The 19,560-nt window shown below is 66.9% G+C and carries 19 protein-coding genes; 11 read left to right on the plus strand and 8 right to left on the minus strand.

Annotated elements, in window-relative coordinates; all coding sequences use genetic code 11:
* Positions 1 to 123: 123 nt before the first annotated feature.
* The 7 genes from CHB77_RS08870 to CHB77_RS08900 form a co-directional block, all read right to left on the minus strand.
* Complete coding sequence (locus CHB77_RS08870) at positions 124 to 375, minus strand: WGR domain-containing protein (protein WP_089387857.1); 252 nt, start codon at positions 373 to 375, stop codon at positions 124 to 126.
* 130 nt (positions 376 to 505) lie between these two features.
* Positions 506 to 2,764, minus strand: coding sequence for an FdhF/YdeP family oxidoreductase (locus CHB77_RS08875; RefSeq protein WP_089387858.1), 2,259 nt, complete (start codon positions 2,762 to 2,764; stop codon positions 506 to 508).
* A complete protein-coding gene (locus tag CHB77_RS08880) occupies positions 2,761 to 3,855 on the minus strand; it encodes a catalase family protein (RefSeq protein ID WP_089387859.1) in 1,095 nt (364 codons plus the stop codon). The genes CHB77_RS08875 and CHB77_RS08880 overlap by 4 nt, the downstream gene beginning before the upstream one ends.
* A gap of 101 nt (positions 3,856 to 3,956) precedes the next feature.
* Positions 3,957 to 5,135, minus strand: coding sequence for an ABC transporter substrate-binding protein (locus CHB77_RS08885; RefSeq protein WP_089387860.1), 1,179 nt, complete (start codon positions 5,133 to 5,135; stop codon positions 3,957 to 3,959).
* A complete protein-coding gene (locus tag CHB77_RS08890) occupies positions 5,132 to 5,719 on the minus strand; it encodes an ANTAR domain-containing response regulator (RefSeq protein WP_089387861.1) in 588 nt (195 codons plus the stop codon). Before CHB77_RS08890 ends, CHB77_RS08885 begins: the two co-directional genes overlap by 4 nt.
* A gap of 82 nt (positions 5,720 to 5,801) precedes the next feature.
* Entirely contained in the window at positions 5,802 to 6,710 is a 909-nt protein-coding gene (locus CHB77_RS08895; protein WP_089387862.1) for an asparaginase domain-containing protein, read from the minus strand.
* Entirely contained in the window at positions 6,707 to 7,708 is a 1,002-nt protein-coding gene (locus CHB77_RS08900; protein WP_089387863.1) for a bile acid:sodium symporter family protein, read from the minus strand. The genes CHB77_RS08895 and CHB77_RS08900 overlap by 4 nt, the downstream gene beginning before the upstream one ends.
* 98 nt (positions 7,709 to 7,806) lie before the next feature.
* On the opposite strand from CHB77_RS08900, the gene CHB77_RS08905 reads away from it, so the two are divergent.
* The 11 genes from CHB77_RS08905 to CHB77_RS08955 all read left to right on the plus strand — a co-directional run bounded on the left by CHB77_RS08905 (position 7,807) and on the right by CHB77_RS08955 (position 18,224).
* Positions 7,807 to 8,241, plus strand: a complete 435-nt coding sequence (locus tag CHB77_RS08905) for a GntR family transcriptional regulator (RefSeq protein WP_165456245.1) — start codon at positions 7,807 to 7,809, stop codon at positions 8,239 to 8,241.
* A 52-nt stretch (positions 8,242 to 8,293) separates the two neighbouring features.
* The gene (locus CHB77_RS08910) at positions 8,294 to 9,127 is read left to right on the plus strand and encodes a PaaX family transcriptional regulator C-terminal domain-containing protein (protein ID WP_089387865.1); all 834 of its coding nucleotides are present in this window, start codon (positions 8,294 to 8,296) and stop codon (positions 9,125 to 9,127) included.
* A gap of 121 nt (positions 9,128 to 9,248) precedes the next feature.
* Complete coding sequence (pcaF, locus tag CHB77_RS08915; protein WP_089387866.1) at positions 9,249 to 10,454, plus strand: 3-oxoadipyl-CoA thiolase; 1,206 nt, start codon at positions 9,249 to 9,251, stop codon at positions 10,452 to 10,454.
* Positions 10,455 to 10,466: 12 nt separating this feature from the next.
* Positions 10,467 to 11,465 (plus strand): 1,2-phenylacetyl-CoA epoxidase subunit PaaA, encoded by a 999-nt coding sequence (gene paaA, locus CHB77_RS08920; protein WP_089387867.1) that lies wholly within the window; start codon positions 10,467 to 10,469, stop codon positions 11,463 to 11,465.
* A 54-nt stretch (positions 11,466 to 11,519) separates the two neighbouring features.
* Positions 11,520 to 11,804, plus strand: coding sequence for a 1,2-phenylacetyl-CoA epoxidase subunit PaaB (gene paaB, locus CHB77_RS08925; protein WP_089387868.1), 285 nt, complete (start codon positions 11,520 to 11,522; stop codon positions 11,802 to 11,804).
* On the plus strand, positions 11,804 to 12,655 hold the full coding sequence (paaC, locus tag CHB77_RS08930) for a 1,2-phenylacetyl-CoA epoxidase subunit PaaC (protein WP_089387869.1): 852 nt from the start codon (positions 11,804 to 11,806) through the stop codon (positions 12,653 to 12,655). The genes paaB and paaC overlap by 1 nt, the downstream gene beginning before the upstream one ends.
* 4 nt (positions 12,656 to 12,659) lie before the next feature.
* The gene (paaD, locus tag CHB77_RS08935) at positions 12,660 to 13,181 is read left to right on the plus strand and encodes a 1,2-phenylacetyl-CoA epoxidase subunit PaaD (protein ID WP_089387870.1); all 522 of its coding nucleotides are present in this window, start codon (positions 12,660 to 12,662) and stop codon (positions 13,179 to 13,181) included.
* Between the two features lie 35 nt (positions 13,182 to 13,216).
* On the plus strand, positions 13,217 to 14,290 hold the full coding sequence (gene paaE / locus CHB77_RS08940) for a 1,2-phenylacetyl-CoA epoxidase subunit PaaE (protein ID WP_089387871.1): 1,074 nt from the start codon (positions 13,217 to 13,219) through the stop codon (positions 14,288 to 14,290).
* Between the two features lie 7 nt (positions 14,291 to 14,297).
* Entirely contained in the window at positions 14,298 to 15,050 is a 753-nt protein-coding gene (locus tag CHB77_RS08945; protein WP_089387872.1) for a Phenylacetic acid catabolic protein, read from the plus strand.
* A gap of 14 nt (positions 15,051 to 15,064) precedes the next feature.
* Positions 15,065 to 17,128 carry a phenylacetic acid degradation bifunctional protein PaaZ gene (paaZ, locus tag CHB77_RS08950; protein WP_089387873.1) on the plus strand — a complete coding sequence of 688 codons (2,064 nt, stop codon included), beginning with the start codon at positions 15,065 to 15,067 and terminating at the stop codon, positions 17,126 to 17,128.
* A 76-nt stretch (positions 17,129 to 17,204) separates the two neighbouring features.
* Positions 17,205 to 18,224 carry a nucleotidyltransferase family protein gene (locus tag CHB77_RS08955; RefSeq protein WP_089387874.1) on the plus strand — a complete coding sequence of 340 codons (1,020 nt, stop codon included), beginning with the start codon at positions 17,205 to 17,207 and terminating at the stop codon, positions 18,222 to 18,224.
* Between the two features lie 706 nt (positions 18,225 to 18,930).
* Here CHB77_RS08955 and CHB77_RS08965 read toward each other — a convergent pair.
* On the minus strand, positions 18,931 to 19,530 hold the full coding sequence (locus tag CHB77_RS08965) for a TetR/AcrR family transcriptional regulator (RefSeq protein ID WP_089387876.1): 600 nt from the start codon (positions 19,528 to 19,530) through the stop codon (positions 18,931 to 18,933).
* Positions 19,531 to 19,560: the final 30 nt, after the last annotated feature.

The raw sequence follows: 19,560 nt of genomic DNA on the forward strand, positions 1-19,560 counted from the left end.
AAAGCTCAGGTGCTGGTAGTGGGAAGCCATTCGTCAACCTCAATGCAAATACCTGTATTACTTTGGCATTTGCACTTCGTTTGTGAATCCACCCGACATTCCTGGATATTTTGATAACCAGAGTTATGGAACGTCTACCTCCTCGTATCCGCGGCGGGTCTTGCGCCTTATCCAGGCGGCCTGTTCCCGCACGGCGTCGGCGGGTTCCGCGAACCATTGGCATCGCTCTTGGCCGCGCCTGCCGATACGGCCCCAGTTGCGCACCAGAACGACGCCGCCGAACAGGTCCGGCACGATGTCCAGCCGATAGAACCGCGCCATGTTGCGGTGCGGATCGATGCGGTCCAGAAGAACGTTGTCTGGTCGGGTCGCCATGATGCGCAGTGTGCACCCGCAACGGCCGCAGGTCCAATGACAACCGTGAATCGATGGGCACGGACGGATTCCGTTCCGTGATGAATGAACCGGAACCCCGCCGTGACCGCCGGTCACCGCGGGGCCTGTCTCAGGCCTCGATCCGTATGGGCGCGCCCTTGTAGGCAGGCGTCTTGGACGCCTGATCGTGACAGGACAGCGGGACAAGGGGGTTGGCCTCGGGATAATAGGCGGCGACGCAGCCGGGCGGCAGGTCATAGGGCGTGACCGTGAACCCGTCGACCCGGCGGGAAATGCCGTCCTGCACGGCCGATACCAGCGTCACCCGCTGACCTTCGGTCAGCCCCGCGCGCGCCATGTCCGTCCGGGAAATCAGGACGATCATCCGATCCCCCTCAAGACCCCGCAGACGGTCGTGGTAGTCATAGATGGTGGTGTTGAATTGGTCATTGGACCGCAGCGTGACCAGCGTATGCACGCCGGTATCCGGTTCGCCGCCAACCGCGGACAGGCTGGCGGGACAGCTGAATTCGGCCTTGCCGCTGTCGGTTTCCCAATTCCGTTCGCGCGCGGAATTGCCGCGATAGAACCCTCCGGCTTCGAACATGCGGCCGTTGAAATCGGCGAACTGATCGGGATAGGTCTGTTCGATCAGATCGCGGATGCGGTCATAATCGGCGATCCAGTCGTCCCAGCGGACCAAGGGGCTGGGCGACAGGGTCGTCTTGGCAATGCCCGCGACGATGGCCGGCTCGGACAGCAGATGCCGCGACGCCGGGGGCCGCTTGCCGATCGAGGCGTGGATATGGCTGAGGCTGTCTTCCATCGTGACCGCCTGCCGGCCCGATTTCTGCTGGTCGCGTTCGGCCCGCACCAGGCAGGGCAGCAGCCACGCCCCGTCGCCCACCAGCACATGCGAGCGGTTCAGTTTCGTGGCGATCTGCACGTTCAGGTCCAGCCCGGCCCATGCCGGATCGGCCCGCCCCTGATCCGGTATCGCGCGGGCGAAATTTCCGCCCAGGCTGACGAATCCCTTGACCGTGCCGTCGATCACGCCCTGTACGACCTCGATCGTGGTCATCCCGGTGTCGCGGGGCGGATCGAAGCCGAACATTTCTGCAAGCTTGTCCAAGGGCACGAGTTCGGGCTTTTCGGAAATCCCGACCGTGCGCTGTCCCTGGACGTTGGAATGGCCGCGCACCGGGCAAATCCCCGCCCCGGTCCGGCCGATGTTGCCGCGCATCAGCAGCAGATTGACCAGCATGGCCACGCTGTCCCCACCGTGGACATGCTGGGTCAGACCCATGCCATAGACGCCGATCACGTTGCGCGACCGGGCATAAAGGTCGGCCACCTGGATCAGGTCGGCGCGGTCCAGGCCCGATACGGTCTCGATGTCGTCCCAGGACAAATCCCTGATCCAGGATTCGAACCGGGCAAAGTCGTGGCAATGCTGGGCGACAAAACCATGATCCACGGCGTCGCGGTCCAGCAGGTGCTTGCACAGACCGGCGATGGCCGCGATGTCGCCGCCGGGCCGAACTTGCAGATAGATGTCGGAAATCGGCGTGGCCCGGCCGGTCAGCATCTCGGCCGGGTTCTGCGGGTTCATGAATTCGACCAGACCGCGTTCGCGGATGGGGTTGAAGGTGACGATCCGGCACCCGCGCTTGACCGCCTGCTGGATCGGATGCAGGAACCGGGGGCTGTTGCTGCCGGTGTTCTGGCCAAAGAACAGCATCAGGTCGCAGTGTTCGAAATCGTCCAGAACGCAGGTGCCGACCGGCGCGCCGATGGTCCGCTTCAACGCCACGCTGGTGGTTTCATGGCACATGTTGGAACTGTCGGGCAGATTGTTGGTGCCGTAAAGCCGGGCCAGCAGGGCATAGAGATAGGACGTCTCGAGGCTGGCGCGCCCCGACGCGTAAAAGACCGCCGCCCTGGGATCCATCGCCCGCAGCGCCGCGCCGATGGCCGCAAAGGCGTCGTCCCAGGTCGTTGCGACATAACGGTCGCTTGCCGCGTCAAAGCGCATCGGATGGGTCAGCCGGCCCACGGCCTCCAGATCGTGATCGGGCCAGGACCGCAGTTCGGTGATGGTGTGACGGGCGAAAAAGTCGGGGGTGCAGCGGTCGCGGGTCAGATCCCAGATGGTGGCCTTGGCGCCGTTCTCGCAGAATTCGGCCAGATGCGGGGATGGCGGTTTTGCCCAGGCGCAGGACGTGCACATATGCCCGCGCGGCTTGTTCTGGCGGCGCAAGGTTTCCATCACGCCGATGCCGATGCGGTTTCGGCTGGCCTGCCGCAGGACGCTTTTCAGCGATCCCCAGCCGCCGGTGGGATGATCGTAGAAAGGGGTTGTCGGATCCTGGTCGCGCTCGTCGGTCATGCCATGCCCTTTCGCGGTTCGGCGGCGGCGGGTTCGTGGATGGGACAGCGGTTGAAACCGGCCCGGAAGTCGGCGGACATGCGATAGGGGTCGCGCCGCGCGCGGTTGATTGCCCCCAGCGGGCGATGCGCCCGCAACCCGGTCCAGACGGAAAAGCGCATGTGTTCGTCCACCAGATCGGCGCTGTCCCGGCTCCAGCCCGGCTGGGCCGGGGCGTAAAGGCGGGCCACGGCCAGAAACGGGCTGGCGGCCTCGTCCCATTGCACCGTCGGATCCTCGACCGGCATCGTTTCAAGATCGCGGCACAGCTGCGCCCGCAGGGTCCAGACGGCGTCGCCCGCCCGCATGTCGGCATCGACGGTTTCGCGGATGGCGTCCGGGCGGCCCCGCGTATCGATGATGGCGCCGGTGTGGCGGGTCAGCGTGTCGGATTCGGGCCGCAGGGACAGCTTGGCAACATGATCGCCAAAGCGGAACGGCGTCTGGGTGTAATAGGTCTCGCCCAGGGGGTGCACGTTCGGCGCGCCGCCCAGGGTCTTCAGCGTGCCGCTTTCGCCGCCCACCGCCTCGACGATCCGTTCCGCGCCCCGCAGCACGGCCGACAGGCCGCGCTTGGCCCATTCCGCGCGGTCGGTCGTCTTGGCCAGCAGCCTGAGGTTCTTCAGGAAGGCTGCCGGGTCGGGGGCGGGAAACACCGGGCCGTTGACGAAGATGAAGTCCTGGGTCTCGCCCTCGGCGCCGTCCAGCCGGTCGCCCTTGGCCCCCATGATCTTCAGCGCCAGCCCGCGCGGGACCGACACCCCGTCATGCAGCAGATCGCCCGGATTGGTCGAGATGCGAAGGATCGCCGGATGACGACCGGGCCGCGCGAACAGCCCCTGCGCCAGTTCCGGCGGCAGGTCGGGAAGGATGTCCAGTTCCCCCCGGATGATTCCGTGGCTCTTGGCGTGGACCGCGCGGACGGCATGGCCGTAATCTCGCGAGGTGATGTCCAGAATGTCGCGCAGCGTTTCGGACAGATCCCGGATGACCTGCTCCTCGTCCGGGGCGACGGTTTCGACATCGGGCGCATAGCGAACGGGTGGCTGCATGATCGATCCTTGGCGTGCGGCGGGGATTGCAGGGATCAACCATCGCGCAGGCGATCCGTTCCGGCGCAAGGCGGCAAGACGCCTGTTGGCGCGGCGTTCGGTCAGTCGCCGGACGCAGGCGCGGCGGGATCGAAGGTGAAGCCGTCGAAAAATCCGTCCGCGCGCAATGTCATGCCGCCGCGTTCGGCGGCGACGCTGCGATCCTCGGCCAGGGCGCCTTCTACACGCATCGATGCGCCAGGCAGCGGCGTGCCCGCGGGGCGCAGATGCCGGCGGTACAGGTCGGTGCGGAAATGCGGCGCGGCGCGGTCCATGGCCGCGTCGGGGTCCAGCCCATGCCGCCCCGCCATGCCGCGCGCAAACAGCGCGGCCAGGCTTTTCCACGGAAAGCTGGCGGCGCCCGCGTTGAAGGTGATGAAGCGCGGCGCCTCGCGCAGCTCGCCACGGGCCGAGATCGCCATGCGCCCGGTCAGCCCCCGTTCAGCCAGTTCCGGCGGCAGATCCAGACAGGCGCCGCGCGACAGGATTTCCGCCGCCGTTCCCCGGTGGTCAGGATCGTCCAGCCATCGTCCGGCCCGCCAGACGGCGCGCATCAGGGCGCCGGTCTCGGCCGGTTGGCGGTCGGCGACATCGCGCAGCAGCACCAGGCCCTTTTCCGGCGGCGCGGCCCAGATCGCCGTGCCCGGCAGCAGCAGGGCCGCCAGCCCGCGTTCGACGGCAAAGCTGGCCCAGGGTTCTCCTACGCAGAAGGCATCGACATCGCCCCGCGCCATCGCGTCGGCCATCAGCGGCGGCGGCACGGTAATCAGATCCAGATCGGCGGGCGCAAAGCCGCAGGCGGTCAGCCAGTGGCGCATCAATTCGGCCTGGGTGGAAAAATGGAACGGCACCCCCACCCGCAGCCTGCCCGCCACGACCGCGCGCAGGGCGGTCCCCGCAGCGCGGGCATCGTCGAAGGCGAAACCGTGGCCTGCCGCCCGCAGCCGGTGTTCCAGATCGCGATTGACCGCGACGGCCTGTCCGCCCTGGGACAGCACCATCACCAGGTCCATCGGCGGCAGCGCGGGGCCAAGCCCAAGCGCCTGCGCGACCGGCATCGGCACCAGCATGTGCGCCGCGTCGATCAGCCCCGCGCCCAGCATGTCGCGCGCCTGTGCCCAGGCGCCCAGGCGGATCAAATCCAGGGTCAGCCCCTCCTCGGCGGCAAAGCCCAGTTCCTGCGCGACGATCAGCGGCGCAGCGTCGATCAGCGGCACATAGCCCAGGCGCAGCACGGTCATCGGCCCAGCAGCCCCGCCGCCATGACCAGCTGCTGCGCGATGTCGCCCACGCGCTTGCCCCCGTCCATCGCGGTCTTGCGCAGCAGGGCATAGGCCGCTTCCTCGTCGATGCCGCGCGCCTTCATCAAAACCGCCTTGGCGCGGTCGATGATCTTGCGTTCCTCCAACGCGGCGCGGGTGGCGGCCAGTTCGGCGCGCATCTGCTGGAAGATGTGGAACCGCGCGATGGCCGCGTCCAGGATCGGCTTGATCCGTTCGGGCCGCAGCCCGTCCACCACATAGGCGGAAATCCCGGCCTCGATGGCGGCGCGCGTCATCCCCTCGTCCGACCGGTCCACGAACATCGCCACCGGGCGTTCCGAGGGGCCGGAGGCCAAGGCCAGTTCCTCCAGAACGTCGCGAGACGGATTGGCGATATCGATCAGCACCACATCGGGACGCAGATCGGCCACCTGCCGGGCCAGCCCCGACTGTTCGGCGATGATGCGGACGTCGTGGTCTCCCGCCTCGCGCAGCCCTTCGGCAATGGGCTGCGCGCGGGCGCTGTCGGGTTCGACGACGACGATGAGAAGGCGTTTCGACATGGATTCTGGTTGCACGGACACGGCGGCCTGCGCAATGCCCGGAAGGCTGCCACGGCGCCCGATGCCCAGGAAACGGGCAGACCTAACCGAACAGCGCCGCGGCCCGGTCCACCTGCCCCGCCGCGATCAGCGCCGCCAGCAGCACGCGGGCCTGACCGGGGCGCAGCACCGGCGACAGGATCGCCCCGGCCCCCGCCAGATCGTGCCCCCCACCCCCGCCGCCATAGCTTGCGGCAAGCCGTCCTGTCAGAACCCGGCTGGACACGACGACGGGCACCCCCGCTGCCCGAGCACGCGCCACGGCGGCGACCACCGCGGGCGTGGCATTCCCGGACCCAAGCGCGGCCAGCACGATCCCCTGCGCGCCCGCAGCCAGACTGGCATCGACATGCGTGCCCTCCGCGCCGGGGTGGATCGCGACCGTATCGACGCGGACGCCGCCCACCGGGGCGGTCAGCGTCACGGGCGGCGGCGCCATGTCCACCGCCAGCCGAAAGGCATCGGCGCTGTCGGTCGCCGACTTGACCAGACCCCAGGCGGGAAGCAGCCGCCCGCCAAAGGCCACCCGCACCCCCTTGCCCCCCAGGACCGCGCGGACCGCGGCGGCCATGTTCGCCGGGCCGTCCGCCTGCGGATGATCGTCGGTGAACTGTGCGCCGGTCAGGACCACCGGGGCGTCGGAATGCTGCAAGGCCAGCAGCAGGGCGGTTTCTTCCATCGCGTCGGTGCCGTGCAGGATCACGATGCCTGCCGCCCCGCGCGCCAGTTCGGCGCCGGCCGCATCGCTGATCGCCTGCATGTCGGCCAGCGTCAGGGTCGCGGAATCCCGCGCCATCAGATCGACCGGGCGCAGTCGGACCGGGGGCGGACCGTCCAGCCGCGCCAACAGGGCCTGCCCGTCCAGGCTGGGCGTGCTGGACCCGTCGGGATTGCGTTGGCTGGCGATGGTGCCGCCCGTGGCGATGACGGCGATCAGGGGCGCGTCGGTCATCGGGCGGCCTGCACGTCCAACCGGCCCATCATCCGCTGCGCAATGATCGCGCAGACGGCCAACTGCGCCAGATGGAACAGCATCAGGGGCAGGATTATCAGCGAAATGTCCTGCCCCGCGAACAGGATCCCCGCCATCGGCAGGCCGGTCGCCAGGCTTTTCGTCGATCCGCAATACAGCAGCGCCATCATATCGGCATGATCCATCCGCGCCATGCGCGCCGCCAGCATCGCCGCGCCCATCACCGCCGCCAGCAGGACCAGGCACAGGGCAACCAGCACCGCCAGCGATCCGACCGACATCACCTGCCAGATGCCGTTGACCACGCCCGCCGAAAACGCCGCATAGACGATCATCAGGATCGACCCCCGGTCCACGATCATCACGGGTTTCCTGTACCGGGCAAGCCAGCCCGCCAGCAGCGGGCGGCACACCTGGCCCAAGGCGAAGGGCAGCACGATCTGCTGGACGATCTTCCAGATCGCCGCAGGCTCGACCCCGAAGCCCGTGCCCTGCGGGATCAGCGCCGCGAACAGCAGGGGCGACAGGACCACCCCGATCAGGTTCGAGATCGAGGCCGCGCAGACCGCCCCCGCGACATTGCCCCGCGACACCGCCGTGAACGCGATGGAGCTTTGCACAGTGGACGGCATGCAGCCGATATACAGGAACCCCACCCCGATGGCGGCCGGCAGCCAGATCATCGACAGGGGCTTCAGCGCCAGGGCCAGCACCGGGAACAACACGAATGTCAGCGCCAGCACCGACAGTTGCAGCCGCCAGTTGGTCAGCCCCGCAACGATGGTGGCCGTGGTCAGCTTGGCGCCATACAGAAAGAACAGAAGCGCGATCACCCAATAGGTCAACTGGGACAGGATCGCGGCCCCCGCGCCCCGCGCAGGCAGGATGGTTGCCAGCACCACGCTGAGGATCAGCAGCAGCATGTAGCGGTCGAACCCGAAGCGGGCCAGGACGGCCTCGGCCTTGCGCAACGACATGACGGTTCCCTGATATTTTATCTGCGTCTGCCTATACGTTTGGGGCATAGGCAAGCCAAGCGCAAAGCATGGCGGATTTTTCTGGATATTGGACGATCGTGACATCTGACCCCAAGACCTTGCTGGATCTTTTCGAAGCCCTGGCGGAAATCGAGGCGCTGTGCGCCACCCTTGCCGCCCAGCGCGCGCGGGCGTCCGACCTGCGCCGGCTGGAAGACGCCCTGCGGCGGATGGAGGTTGCGGCGCCCCCGGAATATCCGCAGCTGAACCTGGATTTTCACGACAGGGTGTGCCGCATGTCGCGCAATGGCGAACTGGCCCGGCTGGCCTGCGGGCTGCGGCATCGCCTGGCGCCCCTGCGCCATGTTCAACTGGCCCATGCCGACCGGCAGGAACGGTCGATGCGGGAACATCAGGCCCTGGTCGACGCGATCGGCGTCCGCGACGGGCCCCTGGCGGGCAGCATCATGCGCGCGCATCAACGCATCGCCATGCGCGAGGTGCTGTTTCTTCACGAACCCTCGGCCGTTTGACATCGGGCGGCGCTGCCCCTACCCCGGTGGCACCCCATGCCCGGATCCGCCGATGAGCCAGACCGACCTGATCCCGCGACTGACCGCCGATCTGCCCATCACCGCCGGATCCTTCATCGTCACCGTCTATGGCGATGTCGTGGTGCCGCGCGGCGAGGTGTTGTGGATCGGCAGCCTGATCGCGATCTGCGCCCGCATCGGCATCCGCGAGAACCTGGTGCGCACCGCCGTATCGCGCCTGGTCGCGGCGGATCGGCTGGAGGGCACGCGGGTCGGGCGGCGCAGCTTTTACCGCCTGGCCCCCGCCGCGCGCGCCGAATTCGCGGATGCGGCGCGGCTGCTGTATGCGCGAACCGAACCGTCGGGCGACTGGCTGGTGATGCTGGCCCCCGACATGCCCGAGGATCTGGCCCGGCGGCACCGCATGGCCCGGATGGGGGGCGACCTGTGGCTGTGCCCGGCGCGGAACGGTTTGCCCGATGCGGGCGGGCTGGTTCTGGTGGCCTCGCCCGTGGCGGGGCTGGAACACGTGCCGCAGTTGGCGGGTTTCTGGGATCTGGAGACCTTGGCCGACGGCTATCGCGTCGTGCTGGACCGTTTCCGCCCGCTGGCCGATGACCTTGCGCTTTCACCCGAGGACGCCCTGACCGCCCGGCTGCTGCTGGTCCATCAGTATCGCGGCGTCCTGCTGCGCGATCCTGGCCTGCCTGCCGCAGCCTTGCCGTCCGACTGGCCGGGGACGATGGCGCAGGCCCTGTTCCGCAGCCTCTACATCGCACTGTCCCCCCTGGCCGAGGCGCATATCGCCCGCGTGATGGAAGGCGAAGACGGCCCCTTGCCCCGGACCACCCCACGGACGCAGGCGCGTCTGACCGCGCTTGGCTGAAACATTACAAAACATCGCATATTTTTCTTTGCGATGTAATGTATCGTCTGCTATAAGCTGACCAATCGGTCGATGAATTGGGAGAATCATCGGCGTCTTCTGCACATTCCGGGGGTCTTGCATGCCTGATGCCTTCATCTGCGACGCGATCCGCACGCCGGTCGGCCGTTACGGCGGCGCGCTTGCCACGATCCGCGCCGACGATCTGGCCGCCCTGCCGCTGAAGGCGTTGATGGGCCGCAATCCCGGCGCGGACTGGTCCGCCGTGGACGACGTGATCCTGGGATGCGCCAACCAGGCCGGAGAGGACAACCGCGATGTCGCGCGCATGGCTGTGCTGCTGGCCGGAATGCCGGTGGGCGTGCCGGGCACCACGGTCAACCGGCTGTGCGGATCGGGCATGGACGCCATCGGCATGGCGGCGCGCGCGATCCGGGCGGGCGATTGCGATTTCATGGTCGCGGGGGGCGTGGAATCCATGACCCGCGCGCCTTTCGTGATGCCCAAGGCGGAAACCGCATTCTCGCGGTCGAACGCGGTTTATGACACCACGATCGGCTGGCGCTTTCCGAACCCGGCGCTGAAAAAGGCGTTCGGCACCCATTCCATGCCCGAAACCGCCGACAACGTCGCCGCCGACTTCGGCATCAGCCGGGCCGACCAGGACGCCTTTGCGGCCCGGTCGCAGGACCGCTGGGCCGCGGCCCAGGCGGCGGGCCTGTTCCGGGACGAGATCATTCCGGTCCATGTGCCGCAGAAAAGGGGCGACCCGGTGGTCTTCGACACCGACGAACACCCCCGGCCCGGCACGACCGCCGAAACCCTGGCAAAGCTGCGCGGCGTGAACGGCCCCGACCTGACGGTGACGGCGGGCAACGCGTCCGGCGTGAACGACGGGGCCGCGGCCCTGGCGATCCTGTCCAAGGATGCGGCCCGCGCCCAGGGCCTGACGCCCAAGGCCCGCATCGTCGCGATGGCCGCGGCGGGCGTGGAACCCCGCATCATGGGCATCGGCCCGGTGCCCGCGGTGCGCAAGGTTCTGGCGCGCGCGGGCCTGTCGCTGGACGCCATGGATGTGATAGAATTGAACGAAGCCTTTGCCGCACAGGGGCTGGCCGTGCTGCGTGACCTGGGACTTGCCGACGACGACCCGCGCGTGAACCCGAATGGCGGGGCCATCGCCATCGGTCATCCCCTGGGCATGTCCGGCGCCCGGCTTGTGACCACGGCGATGTATCAGTTGATCCGCACCGGCGGGCGATACGCGCTTTGCACCATGTGCGTGGGCGTGGGCCAGGGCATCGCCATCATCGTCGAACGCGTCTGAAGGGAAACTGCCATGTATGCACAGATGGTCACATCCGAAGGGTCCAAGGCCCGCAAGGACATGACGCCCGACGAAACCGCCTTCCAGGACCGCATCGACCGGAACGAGAAGATCGAGCCCAAGGAATGGATGCCCGACGGCTATCGCAAGACGCTGATCCGCCAGATCGGCCAGCACGCGCACAGCGAGATCGTGGGGCAACTGCCCGAAGGCAACTGGATCACCCGCGCCCCCACGCTGGAACGCAAGGCGATCCTGCTGGCCAAGGTCCAGGACGAGGCGGGCCATGGCCTGTATCTGTATTGCGCCGCCGAAACCCTGGGCGTGTCGCGCGACGAATTGCTGGAGGCGCTGCATTCCGGCAAGATGAAATATTCGTCGATCTTCAACTATCCGACGCTGACCTGGGCCGACATGGGTGCGGTCGGCTGGCTGGTCGACGGCGCGGCGATCATGAACCAGGTGCCCTTGCAGCGCACGTCCTATGGTCCCTATGCCCGCGCCATGGTCCGCATCTGCAAGGAGGAGTCGTTCCACCAGCGGCAGGGTTACGACATCATGATGAGGATGTGCGCGGGCACCCCGGAACAAAAGGCGATGGCCCAGGACGCGCTCAACCGGTTCTGGTATCCGGCGCTGATGATGTTCGGGCCGTCCGACAAGGATTCCGTCCATTCCGCGCAATCGATGGCGTGGAAGATCAAGATGAACACCAACGACGAACTGCGCCAGAAATTCGTGGACCAGACCGTGCCGCAGGCCGAATACCTGGGCCTGACCGTCCCCGACCCGGACCTGGCATGGAACGAGGACAAGGGCGGCCATGATTTCAGCGAACCCGACTGGTCGGAATTCTTCGCCGTCATCGCCGGGAACGGTCCCTGCAACGCCGAACGCCTGGGCGCACGGGTGAAGGCGTGGGAGGACGGCGCCTGGTTCCGCGACGGGCTGATGGCGCACGCCGCCAAGGCCGGCGAACGCGCACGCGCCGCCCGCCACGCCGCCGAATAACCGGGCATCCCTGCCCGCCCAGCCACGTCCCCGCAGCTTTTGGGAGGAAACGACATGTCCGGCGAATGGCCGCTTTGGGAAATCTTCATCCGGGGCCAGCACGGCCTGAACCATCGCCACGTCGGCAGCCTGCACGCGCCCGATGCCGAAATGGCGATCCGCAACGCCCGCGACGTCTATACCCGCCGCAACGAGGGCGTGTCGATTTGGGTGGTAAGGTCGAACGACATCACGGCCTCCAGCCCGTCGGAAAAGGGGCCGCTGTATGATCCGTCGAACAGCAAGGTCTATCGCCATCCGACCTTCTACGACATCCCCGATGAAATAGGTCACATGTGATGCCCTCGCTGCCCGACATGACCACGCCGAACCTGACGGCGCTTGCCGGTCAGGCCCTGGCCGACAGCGGCCACGTCCAGGTGCCCGCCCCCGATGCCGGACAGGACGCCCTGGTGGAATGGCTGCAACGGATGGGCGACAACGGCCTGATCCTGGGCCACCGCCTGTCCGAATGGTGCGGCCATGGCCCCGCGTTGGAGGAGGACATCGCGATTGCCAATCAGGCGCTTGACCTGATCGGCCAGTGCCGGTTGTGGCTGGGCCTTGCGGCCGAGGTCGAGGGCCGCGGCCGCGATGCCGACGCATTTGCCTATCTGCGCGACGCGGGCGCGTTCCGCAACCTGCTGCTGGTGGAACTGCCCAACGGCGATTTCGGCGTCACGCTGATGCGGCAGTTCCTGTTCGACGCCTTTCATGTCGAACTGCTGCGGGCGCTGAAGGCATCGTCGGACAGCCGCATCGCGGACATTGCCGCCAAGGCCGAGAAGGAGGTCGCCTATCACCTGGAACGCTCTGCCGATCTGGTGATCCGGCTGGGCGACGGCACGGATGAAAGCCACCGCCGGATGCAGGACGCGCTGAACCGGCTGTGGTCCTATACCGGCGAGATGTTCCTGGACGACGCCGTGGACCAGGCCATGGCCGATTCCGGGATCGCGCCGCTGCCGTCATCGCTGAAGGATGCCTGGGACCGGACGGTCGCGGCGGTCCTGGACGAGGCGACGCTGGCCCGTCCCGCCGATGGCTGGCACCACAAGGGCGGCAAGAAAGGCATCCACACCGAACATCTGGGCTATATCCTGGCCGAGATGCAGTTCCTGCAACGCGCCTATCCCGGCGCCCGGTGGTGACGCCATGCCCGCCACGGCGCTGCCCCGTACCGACCTGATCTGGGACTGGCTGTCGCAGGTGCCGGACCCGGAAATCCCGGTCATCAGCCTGACCGACCTGGGCATCATCCGCGATGTTCAATGGCGGGGCGATACCCTGGTCGTCACGGTGACGCCCACCTATTCCGGCTGCCCCGCGACCGGCATCATCAACCTGGACATCGAAACCGCGCTGCGGTCCCACGGGATCGAAAAGCTGGAACTGAAACGCCAGCTTGCCCCCGCCTGGACGACCGACTGGATCACCGCCGAAGGGCGCGACAAGCTGCGCGCCTATGGCATCGCGCCCCCGGTCGATGGCACGGCCGCGGACGGGGTGCTGGCGGGCCGGGTGTCGCGCCTGATGGGCGGCAACCTGACCATCCAATGCCCGCGCTGCGGATCGACCCATACGCAAAAGGTCAGCCAGTTCGGCTCGACCCCCTGCAAGGCCAGCTGGCGCTGCGCCGACTGCCTGGAACCCTTTGACTATTTCAAGTGCATCTGACGGCACGCCCCCACTGACGCCCAAGGAAGACCCCGATGGCACGCTTTCTGCCCCTGACCGTCACCGACGTGCGTCGCGAAACCCGCGATGCGGTGGTCGTGACCCTGGCGCCCCGCGATCAGGACCGCGCCCTGTTCGATTTCACCCAAGGGCAATACCTGACCTTCCGCCGCGCCTTTGACGGAGAGGAGTTGCGCCGGTCCTATTCGATCTGCGCGGGCGTCGATGACGGCTGCCTGCAAGTCGGCATCAAGCGCGTCGATGGCGGGGCCTTTTCCACCTGGGCCAACGAAAACCTGGCGCCGGGCGACATGATCGAGGCGATGCCGCCGATGGGCAAGTTCTCGATTCCCTTGGACCCGGACACGGCGCGGCATTACGTGGGCTTTGCCGCCGGATCGGGGATCACGCCGGTCCTGTCCATCGTCAAGACGGTGCTGCGGCGCGAACCGAAATCGCGCTTTACCCTGGTCTATGCCAACCGCCAGATCAGCAGCATCATGTTCCGCGAGGAGCTTGAGGATCTGAAAAACCTGTATCTTGGCCGCTTTTCGGTCCTGCATGTGCTGGAAAGCGAGGCGCAAGAGATCGACCTGTTCACCGGCCGCATCGACGCCGCCAAGATGACCGCGCTGTTCGACCGCTGGATCGACCCCCGGTCGGTCGATGCCGCCTTCATCTGCGGCCCCGAGCCGATGATGCTGACCGTGGCCCAGTCGCTGCGAGACCATGGCCTGCGCGACGACCAGATCCGGTTCGAGCTGTTCGCCAGCGGCCAGCCGGGCCGCGCCAAGGCCCGGCCGGTGTCGAAGGCGGCCGAGGGCGGCGAGGGCACGCAGGCGACCGTCACGCTGGACGGCGCCACCCGCAGCTTTGCCATGCCGCGCCAAGGGCAGACGATCCTGGACGCCGCCATCGCCAACACCCTGGACGCTCCCTATTCCTGCAAGGCGGGCGTCTGTTCCACCTGCCGCTGCAAGGTGCTGGAGGGCGAGGTCGAGATGGCCGTGAACCACGCTCTCGAGGATTACGAGGTGCGGGCGGGATATGTGCTGTCCTGCCAGGCCTATCCGCTGACCGACCGCGTGACCGTCACCTATGACGAATGAGGGCGCCATGTCTGAGACCATGAGCATCGAGGATTATCTGGCCCAGGGCGGCATCCTGACGGCGCCGGGCAACGTGCCCCCCCGCTATCGCGGCGAACTGCTGCGGCTGATGGCGTCTTTCGTGGACAGCGAACTGGCGGCCTCGGCGGGGTTCGCCTCCTCGATCAACTTCGCCCCCGGCATCCGCGAACGGATCGCCGCCAGTCGGATCACGCTGGAAAAGGCCGATCACGCAGAACGCGTGCTGGCGGTGATGGCCGATTTCGGCACCGACACGGACCGTTACCAGTCCAGCCACGACTGGGCCGCCCGCGTCCCCCGCGACAGCGACCTGGGCGCCGCCCGGCGCGAGGGCGACATGCGCTTGTCGGTGTTCCACTATCCGATCACCGGCTGGACCGACGCCGTGGTGATGAACGTGCTGCAAGGCTTGGCCACCGGCGTGCAGATGACGGAACTGGCCCTCGTTTCCTATGCCCCCCTGGCCGAGGTGTTCCGCGCCATCGCCCCGCGCGAGGCGCGCCACGCCGAACTGGGTCTTGAAGGATTGGCCAGGGTCGTCGTGACCGACGAAGGCCGCAGGCAGGCGCGGGAAAGCCTTGGCTATTGGCGCCCCCGCATCGCGGCAGGCTTCGGGGCTGCCAATTCGGCCCGTTACGGCATGCAGGCGCGGTGGGGCATCCGTCACACCCCGAACGAGGATCTGCTGGCCCGCTGGGACAGGCTGACCCGCGATCATCTGGCCCCCCTGGGCCTGTAAGGAAGGACAAGACCATGACCATCACGCTTCGCGCCCCGCGCCGCCTGGAAAGCCATGTCTGCGGGGAATGGGTGCCCGGCGCGGGTGACGGCCAAACCCTTCTGGACGCCGCCACGGGCGATCCGGTGGCGATCATCGATTCCACGGGCATCGACTTCGCGGCGGCGCTTGATTACGGGCGGACCACCGCCGGGCCACGGCTGCGGGCCATGACGTTCCATGAACGGGCCGGGATGCTCAAGGCGCTTGGCCTGGCGCTGATGGAGCGCAAGGAAGACTTCTACGCCGAAAGCCTGCACACCGGCGCGACCCGCGCCGACGGCTGGGTCGATATCGAGGGCGGCATCGGCACGATGCTGACCTTCGCCTCCAAGGGCCGCCGTGAACTGCCCAATGCCCGCGTGCTGACCGACGGCGGCGTGGAGCCGCTGTCGCGCGACCACAGCTTCAGCGCCCAGCACATCCTGACCCCGCTGCACGGCGTGGCGGTCCACATCAACGCCTTCAACTTTCCCGTCTGGGGGATGCTGGAAAAGATCGCGCCGACCCTGCTGGCGGGCGTTCCCTGCCTGGTGAAACCGGCCAGCCAGACCGCCTATCTGACGGAACTGGTGGTCCGCCGCATCATCGACACCGGCATCCTGCCCCCCGGCGCGCTGCAACTGGTCTGCGGATCGGTGGGCGATCTGCTGGATCACGTCACCGAACAGGACGCCGTGACCTTTACCGGATCGGCCCATACCGGGCGCAAGCTGAAGACCCACCCCGCGATCATCCGGCATTCCACCCGCTTCACGATGGAGGCCGACAGCCTGAACGCCACCATCCTTGGTCCCGACGCGGTGGCGGGCACGCCGGAATTCGACCTGTTCGTGCGCGAGGTCGCGCGCGAGATGACCAGCAAGGCGGGCCAGAAATGCACCGCCATCCGCCGCGTCATCGCCCCGCGTGGACAGGTCGATGCGCTGATCGCCGCGCTGCGCGACCGTCTGGACAAGACCGCCCTCGGCCTGCCGGGCGACGAGGGCACGCGCATGGGGCCGCTGGCCAGCCTCGATCAGCGCGCCGAGGTCCGCGCGCGCATCCGCGAATTGCAGGCGGTGGCGCAGATCGTCGCGGGCGATCCCGACGACGTGCGCATCGCCTCGGGCGACGCCGACAGGGGCGCCTTCCTGAACCCCGTGCTACTGTATGCCGACGCGCCCTTCGACGCGGCCCCGGTCCATGATTGCGAGGCGTTCGGGCCGGTGTCTACGGTGATGCCCTATGACGACCTGGACGAGGCCGTCGCCCTGGCCGCGCTTGGGCGGGGATCGCTGGTGTCTTCGGTCTTCACCGACGACCGCGACGTGGCCGAACGCGTGGTGCTGGGCGTGGCGCCGTTCCACGGACGGGTGCTGATCGGCAACCGCACCTCGGCCAAAACGTCCACCGGACACGGCTCTCCCTTGGCGCCGCTGGTTCATGGCGGCCCCGGCCGCGCGGGCGGGGGCGAGGAAATGGGCGGCATTCGCGGCGTCAAGCATTTCATGCAGCGCACCGCCGTCCAAGGCGCGCCCCGCCTGCTGTCTGCCGTGACCGGCCGCTGGATCGAGGGGGCGGAGACCCGGCAGGGCATCCACCCGTTCCGCAAGTCGCTGGCGGAACTGCGCATCGGCGACCAATTGGTCACGGCGGCGCGGCAGGTGACTCGACAGGATGTCGAACATTTCGCGCAATTCACCGGCGACACCTTTTATGCGCACATGGACAGCGAGGCCGCCAAGGCCAACCCGTTCTTCGACGACCGCGTGGCCCACGGCTATCTGATCGCGTCATTCGCCGCCGGGCTGTTCGTCGAACCCAATCCCGGCCCGGTTCTGGCGAACTATGGCGTGGACAACCTGCGCTTCCTGACCCCGGTCTATTTCGGCGATACCCTGCGCGTCCGCTTGACTTGCAAGGAGATCAACCCGCGCGAAAACGCCGGGCATGGGGAAGTCCGTTGGGATTGCCAGGTCACGAACCAGGACGGCGCCGTGGTCGCCCAGTACGACGTGCTGACCATGGTGGCCAAGGACTGGCCGCCGGTGGCGTGACCGGCGGTATGTGCATCAAACTTATCCTTGATGCACACTTGCCTTGTGTGCATCAAACTTTTACATGATGCACACGATGGAAGCGATCTCTCATTCCCGCGCCGCGCAGGTCGCCTATCAGGATCTGCTGCGGCTGCATCTGGACGACGCCGCGTCGGAACTGCTGGGCAGCGTCGAGGAACGGCATCGGGGCGGGCGGGTCTATCTGTATGACCGGTTCCGCCTGGGGACCGAGATGAAAAGCCGCTATCTGGGCGAAGGCACCCCCGACCTGCGCGCCCGCCTGGCCCGCGCGGCCGATCTGCGCGCCGATGCCAATGCGCGGCGGACGACCATGGCCCGCCTGGCCCGCACCCTGCGGGCCGAGGGCTTCGTCACGACCGACCGCGACACCGGCTCGATGCTGGGGGCCTTTGCGCGGGCGGGGGTGTTCCGGCTGGGCGGCACCCTGATCGGCACGGCCGCCTATGCCCTGTACCAGGGCGATCTGGGCGTGCGCTTCGATTCCGAGGAATTGGCCCAGACCGGCGACATCGATTTCGCCAGCTTCGAACGCCTGTCCCTGGCCCTGGGCGACCGGGTAGAGGAAAACCCCGGCGCCATCCTGACGGCGCTGAAATTCGATCCGGTGCCGGGCGTGGCCGACCGGCAGGTGTGGAAATGGCGCCAGAACCGGGGGCAAGCCCTGGTCGAATTCCTGACCCCCGCCTTTGGCGACGAACGCGTCAAGCCCCTGCCCGCCCTAGGGGTCAGCGCGCAGGGGCTGAATTATCTGAACTTCCTGCTGGCCGATCCGATCCCCGCCGTCGCCCTGTATAGGGCAGGGATCTTGGTCCAAATCCCCCGCCCCGAACGGTTCGCGATCCACAAGCTGATCGTCGCGGATCGCAGGGTTGGTGGGCCGGACCAAGCCAAGGCGCGCAAAGACCGCGGCCAAGCGGCCTTCCTGATCGCCGTCCTGGCGCAGGACCGCCCCGACGACCTGGCCGAGGCTTACGGGGACGCCCGGTCGCGCGGGCCGCGATGGCGGGAGCGGATCGCGGCGAGCCTGGCGCGGATGCCGGGGGCGGAGGGGGTGTTGCGGGGGCTGGGGTGATGGCGATCGGTGATGCGGTAGGATGCGTGCTTGCACGCATCCTACGCTTGCGGCCCCTTATAAGCGTAATCCCAGACAAGTTGCTCCAGCGGAGGAAACTTTCGAGGGAAGTTGCGAGGCTCAAAGGGTAGTCTTTCTAAGGCAGCGTTTTCGACGGACAGATCGAGATAACCGTGTTGTTGAGAATAGTAGTAACAAATTTTAAGGTATCGCCGCAGTATTCCAAGGCTAGGAAAGGTTTGGTTTTCTCTGTGCCATCCCATTAGATCCTTGGCTCCTCGGCTGATATTGCAACGCGGACAAGATCTTACTTGGTTCAATGGAATGTATAAACCGTACAGTTTGCTTCGTGGAACCATGTGATCCCAATGGTATTTGGAGGATAAGCAGCCAAAATGAGCGCAAACGTGCGCCCCATCCTGTGAAAGCCTATCATCTCGATCTAAATCACGGATTTTCTTTTGTGACCCTTGAAAGTGGGACATCAAAATATTCGCTGCTTTGGTTCGTCCATTTGGATGAGGTGAAGGCTCTCCCTTCCTTGTGCGCTCCATAATCTCGCGGGAGACGCTGAGCATGGAGTATGACCAGAAGATATAATCTCCGACAGTGTGAAGCTTCCTCTGCCGCTTCGGCTCATCCCACTGCCAGCAAATCGCCATTAAACTATCTTGCTCCGTCCTTTTTGACTGCAACGCCCACCCCCTCACCGCACCGCCTTGATCCCCTCCAGGATCAGCGTCGTCGCCACGTCGGCGTAATCCTCGCGGCTGATGCGGCCGCCGTCCTTGAACCACATGTAGACCCAGTTCATCATCCCGAACAGAGACATGGTGACGGGCATCAGCAGCGGACGGTCCTTGTCCTTGAGATCCGGGTTGATCTGGTCCAGCACCGCCGAGAACCGTTTCACGATCCCCCGTTCCACCGCCATGATCCGCGCCTTCTGCTCGTCGGTCAGCGCGGCGGTGGCGTTCAACTGGACCTTGTGCTGGTTGTCCGCGCCGCGATAGGTGTCCAGCACCGCGCCGACCAGACTGCGCAGCCGCCGGCGGGGGTCCAGGGCGGGGTCGTCGGCGGCCTCGATGGCGTCCTGCAATTCCTCCAGATGCGTCATGATGATCGCGAAGATCAGCGCGTCCTTGCCGGGGTAATAATGATACAACAGCGCCTTGCTGACCTGGGCCTGCTGGGCGATCTGCGCCATCGACGCCTTGTCCATGCCCTGTTCGGCAAAGACCGACGCCGCATGATCCAGGATGCTGCGGCTCTTTTCCTCGAAATCCTGTGCCCGCGTCCGCGCCATGCTCAATGTCCTGCCTGTTCGTCGCCCGCC

This window comes from Paracoccus sediminis, from assembly GCF_900188295.1.
GTDB classification, from domain to species: Bacteria; Pseudomonadota; Alphaproteobacteria; order Rhodobacterales; family Rhodobacteraceae; genus Paracoccus; species Paracoccus sediminis.

What these genes read in the sequence shown, in the direction of transcription:
- CHB77_RS08875 (WP_089387858.1), bottom strand. Translation starts at nt 2,764, where the DNA reads ATGACCGACGAGCGCGACCAGGATCCGACAACCCCTTTCTACGATCAT.
- CHB77_RS08955 (WP_089387874.1), top strand. Translation starts at nt 17,205, where the DNA reads ATGGAAGCGATCTCTCATTCCCGCGCCGCGCAGGTCGCCTATCAGGAT.
- paaD (WP_089387870.1), top strand. Translation starts at nt 12,660, where the DNA reads ATGCCCGCCACGGCGCTGCCCCGTACCGACCTGATCTGGGACTGGCTG.
- CHB77_RS08885 (WP_089387860.1), bottom strand. Translation starts at nt 5,135, where the DNA reads ATGACCGTGCTGCGCCTGGGCTATGTGCCGCTGATCGACGCTGCGCCG.
- paaC (WP_089387869.1), top strand. Translation starts at nt 11,804, where the DNA reads ATGCCCTCGCTGCCCGACATGACCACGCCGAACCTGACGGCGCTTGCC.
- paaA (WP_089387867.1), top strand. Translation starts at nt 10,467, where the DNA reads ATGTATGCACAGATGGTCACATCCGAAGGGTCCAAGGCCCGCAAGGAC.
- CHB77_RS08910 (WP_089387865.1), top strand. Translation starts at nt 8,294, where the DNA reads ATGAGCCAGACCGACCTGATCCCGCGACTGACCGCCGATCTGCCCATC.
- CHB77_RS08945 (WP_089387872.1), top strand. Translation starts at nt 14,298, where the DNA reads ATGTCTGAGACCATGAGCATCGAGGATTATCTGGCCCAGGGCGGCATC.
- CHB77_RS08900 (WP_089387863.1), bottom strand. Translation starts at nt 7,708, where the DNA reads ATGTCGTTGCGCAAGGCCGAGGCCGTCCTGGCCCGCTTCGGGTTCGAC.
- CHB77_RS08965 (WP_089387876.1), bottom strand. Translation starts at nt 19,530, where the DNA reads ATGGCGCGGACGCGGGCACAGGATTTCGAGGAAAAGAGCCGCAGCATC.
- paaE (WP_089387871.1), top strand. Translation starts at nt 13,217, where the DNA reads ATGGCACGCTTTCTGCCCCTGACCGTCACCGACGTGCGTCGCGAAACC.
- paaZ (WP_089387873.1), top strand. Translation starts at nt 15,065, where the DNA reads ATGACCATCACGCTTCGCGCCCCGCGCCGCCTGGAAAGCCATGTCTGC.
- paaB (WP_089387868.1), top strand. Translation starts at nt 11,520, where the DNA reads ATGTCCGGCGAATGGCCGCTTTGGGAAATCTTCATCCGGGGCCAGCAC.
- CHB77_RS08880 (WP_089387859.1), bottom strand. Translation starts at nt 3,855, where the DNA reads ATGCAGCCACCCGTTCGCTATGCGCCCGATGTCGAAACCGTCGCCCCG.
- CHB77_RS08890 (WP_089387861.1), bottom strand. Translation starts at nt 5,719, where the DNA reads ATGTCGAAACGCCTTCTCATCGTCGTCGTCGAACCCGACAGCGCCCGC.
- CHB77_RS08870 (WP_089387857.1), bottom strand. Translation starts at nt 375, where the DNA reads ATGGCGACCCGACCAGACAACGTTCTTCTGGACCGCATCGATCCGCAC.
- pcaF (WP_089387866.1), top strand. Translation starts at nt 9,249, where the DNA reads ATGCCTGATGCCTTCATCTGCGACGCGATCCGCACGCCGGTCGGCCGT.
- CHB77_RS08895 (WP_089387862.1), bottom strand. Translation starts at nt 6,710, where the DNA reads ATGACCGACGCGCCCCTGATCGCCGTCATCGCCACGGGCGGCACCATC.